At 61.1% G+C, this 3,154-nt stretch carries 3 protein-coding genes; all 3 read left to right on the forward strand.

Features of this window, described 5'->3' with window-relative positions; translation table 11 throughout:
* Positions 1-1,093: molybdopterin oxidoreductase family protein (locus V6C07_RS06525; protein ID WP_333535540.1), on the forward strand; the 1,093-nt coding region annotated here is incomplete at its 5' end.
* A gap of 9 nt (positions 1,094-1,102) precedes the next feature.
* Positions 1,103-2,497, forward strand: coding sequence for an adenylosuccinate lyase (purB, locus tag V6C07_RS06530; RefSeq protein ID WP_333535541.1), 1,395 nt, complete (start codon positions 1,103-1,105; stop codon positions 2,495-2,497).
* A gap of 36 nt (positions 2,498-2,533) precedes the next feature.
* Complete coding sequence (gene pyrE, locus V6C07_RS06535; protein WP_333535542.1) at positions 2,534-3,091, forward strand: orotate phosphoribosyltransferase; 558 nt, start codon at positions 2,534-2,536, stop codon at positions 3,089-3,091.
* Positions 3,092-3,154 lie beyond the last annotated feature (63 nt).

The following is a 3,154-nucleotide window of genomic DNA, read 5'->3' on the forward strand; positions in this document are numbered from 1 at the left end:
GCACCTGCTTCCTGCGGGGCGGGCCATTCCCAATGCCAAGCACCGCGCCGAGATGGAAAAGCTGTGGGGCCTGCCCGAGGGACGCATTGCGCCCGAGCCGGGCTATCATACGGTGGCCCTGTTTGAAGCCCTGGGCCGTGGCGACGTGAAGTGCATGATTATCTGCGAAACCAATCCGGCCCACACCCTGCCCAATCTGAACAAGGTGCACAAGGCCATGTCCCACCCGGAATCCTTCATCGTCTGCATCGAGGCTTTTCCCGATGCCGTGACGCTGGAGTATGCCGACCTTGTGCTGCCGCCGGCCTTCTGGTGCGAGCGCGACGGCGTGTACGGCTGCGGCGAGCGGCGCTATTCGCTTATCGAAAAAGCCGTGGAGCCGCCCGGACAGTGCCGCCCCACGGTAAATACGCTTGTGGAATTCGCCAAGCGCGCGGGGGTGGACCCCAAACTTGTGAATTTCAGCAACGCCGAGGACGTCTGGAACGAGTGGCGCATGGTGTCCAAGGGAACCACCTATGACTTCTGGGGAATGACAAGGGACCGCCTGCGTAAGGAATCGGGCCTGATCTGGCCTTGCCCCAGCGAGGACCACCCCGGCACGTCGCTGCGTTATGTGCGCGGGCAGGACCCGTGCGTTCCGGCTGATCATCCTGATCGCTTCTTTTTCTACGGCAAGCCCGACGGCAGGGCCGTGATCTGGATGCGCCCGGCCAAGGGCGCTGCTGAAGAACCGGATGCGGATTACCCCCTGTATCTCACGTCCATGCGCGTTATCGACCACTGGCATACGGCCACCATGACGGGCAAGGTCCCTGAACTGCAAAAGGCCAACCCCATAGCCTTTGTGGAAATAAATGAGGAGGATGCCGCAAAGGCGGGTATCAGGCACGGGGACAGCGTCATTGTGGAAACACGCCGGGACGTCATGGAACTGCCCGCCAGGGTCAGTGATGTCTGCCGCCCAGGGCTGATTGCGGTGCCGTTTTTTGATCCCAAAAAACTGGTCAACAAGCTTTTTCTGGACGCCACCGACCCCGTCTCGCGTGAGCCGGAGTACAAGATCTGCGCCGCGCGCGTCCGCAAGGCATAGGAGGAAGACATGGCCATTGCCGGAATTGTCGTCAGTGCGCCTCAGGAGCGTCTGGCCGAACTGCGCATCCTGCTGCTCGGTCTGCGGGGCGTGCTTGAGGTTAGGGAAACGGCGGGTGCGGGCAGGCTGGCCGTGGTGCTGGAAAGCCCCTCGCACACCTTGCAGCGCGATCTGGAACATGTGAACGGGCTGCCGCATGTGCTCATGCTGGATGTGGCCTTCATCAACTACGAGGATGATCTGGACAGCCAGGGGCATATGGATCGCATCCTTGAAATCGAGGAAGTGACCCGGCATGACGTCATCGCCTTTCTGACCTCGCTTGAGGAAAAGGTGGGACCGGACGCGCGCCATATCCACCTGGGCTGCACTTCGTCCGACATTGTGGATACGGCCAATGCCCTGCTGCTGGTGCAGGCGGGCGAGCTGATCCTCAAAGACATACGCGGGCTGCTGCGCAGCATCGAATCGCTGGCCCGTCGCCACAAGGGTGTGCTGTGCATGGGCCGCACCCACGGCATACACGCGGAACCCACCAGCTTCGGGCTCAAGATGGCCGGTTTTTACGCTGAATTTTCGCGTCACCTGGCGCGGGTGGAAGCCGGACTTGAGAGTGTGCGTGTGGGCAAGATATCCGGCGCGGTGGGTACTTACGCCTTTTTGTCGCCCGAACTGGAAGCGCGCGCCCTGGGCCATCTGGGCCTTGGGGTTGACCCGCACTCCACCCAGATCATCCAGCGTGACCGTTACGCCCACTTTTTCACCTCACTGGCTATTCTGGGCGGCGGCATAGAACGCCTTTGCGTGGAACTGCGCCATCTGCAGCGCACCGAGGTGCTGGAAGTGGAAGAAGGCTTTGCCAAAGGGCAGAAAGGCTCTTCGGCCATGCCGCACAAAAAGAATCCCATTTCGGCCGAAAACATGACCGGGCTTTCACGCCTGCTGCGCACCAATGCCCTTGCCGCCCTGGAAAATCAGGCTCTCTGGCACGAACGCGACATCAGTCATTCGTCGGTGGAACGTGTCATCATGCCGGACTCCACCATTCTGGCCGACTATATTCTTGCGCGCCTTACGCGCCTTCTGGACGGCCTTGTGGTCAAGCCCGAGCGCATGCGCGAAAATATGGACCGTTCCTTTGGCCTGTATTTTTCGCAGCGTGTGCTCACGGCTCTGGTTTCCGGCGGGCTGCCGCGCCAGCAGGCCTATGAGGCCGTGCAGCGCCTTGCCATGCAAAGCTGGGAAAGCCGCGTGCCTTTCCCCGACCTTGTGCGGGCCGACGCCGATATGAGCAGCCGTCTGGGCGAAGCCGCCCTGAAAGAGCTTTTTGATCCTTCCTATTACCTGCAGCACGAGGACGAGATTTTTGCCCGCGTGTTTGCCGAAAGCCCCGCCCGGGCCTAGCCGAGGTTGTTCATGAGCGTCTGCACCCAAGAGCATATGATGGAACTTAAACGCCGCCTCGCGCGCCTGCTGGTAGAAAAATCCTATCGGGAAGGGGATTTTATGCTGGCTTCAGGCCGCAGAAGCGACTATTATTTTGACTGTCGTGTAACGGCCCTGCACGCCGAGGGCTCATGGCTCATCGGCACGCTGTTCAATCACATGCTTCGAGACCTTGATATCCGGGGCGTGGGCGGCATGACTATGGGCGCTGATCCGCTGGTTTCGGCCACCACGGTTATTTCGCATGAGCAGGGCAGGCCCCTGCACGGCCTGCTGGTCCGCAAGGAGGCCAAGGGCCACGGAACCGGGCAGTTTGTGGAAGGGCTGGGCAATTTTAACGCAGGCGATCGCGTTGCCATGCTGGAAGATGTGGTCACCACGGGCGGTTCGCTGCTCAAGGCATGTCACAGGATCAGCGACGCAGAGCTGAACATTGTTGCTGTGTGCGCCATTCTGGACAGGGAGGAAGGTGGCCGTGAAAAGCTCCGTGAGGCGGGATATGAACTGCTTGCCCTCTTCACCCGCGCGGAACTGGTGGCCCTTGCGCGCTGAGCTCACTCAGCCGGAACCTGACGCGGCGGCCTTGGGGCCTGTTGCGTCTGACGGTGTTTCGCC

The sequence above is a fragment of the Desulfovibrio sp. 1214_IL3152 genome, from assembly GCF_036763055.1.
In the GTDB taxonomy this organism is placed as follows: domain Bacteria; phylum Desulfobacterota; class Desulfovibrionia; order Desulfovibrionales; family Desulfovibrionaceae; genus Desulfovibrio.

Excerpts from the sequence above, each read along its gene's own strand:
- purB (WP_333535541.1), top strand. The coding sequence starts at position 1,103 with ATGGCCATTGCCGGAATTGTCGTCAGTGCGCCTCAGGAGCGTCTGGCC.
- pyrE (WP_333535542.1), top strand. The coding sequence starts at position 2,534 with ATGATGGAACTTAAACGCCGCCTCGCGCGCCTGCTGGTAGAAAAATCC.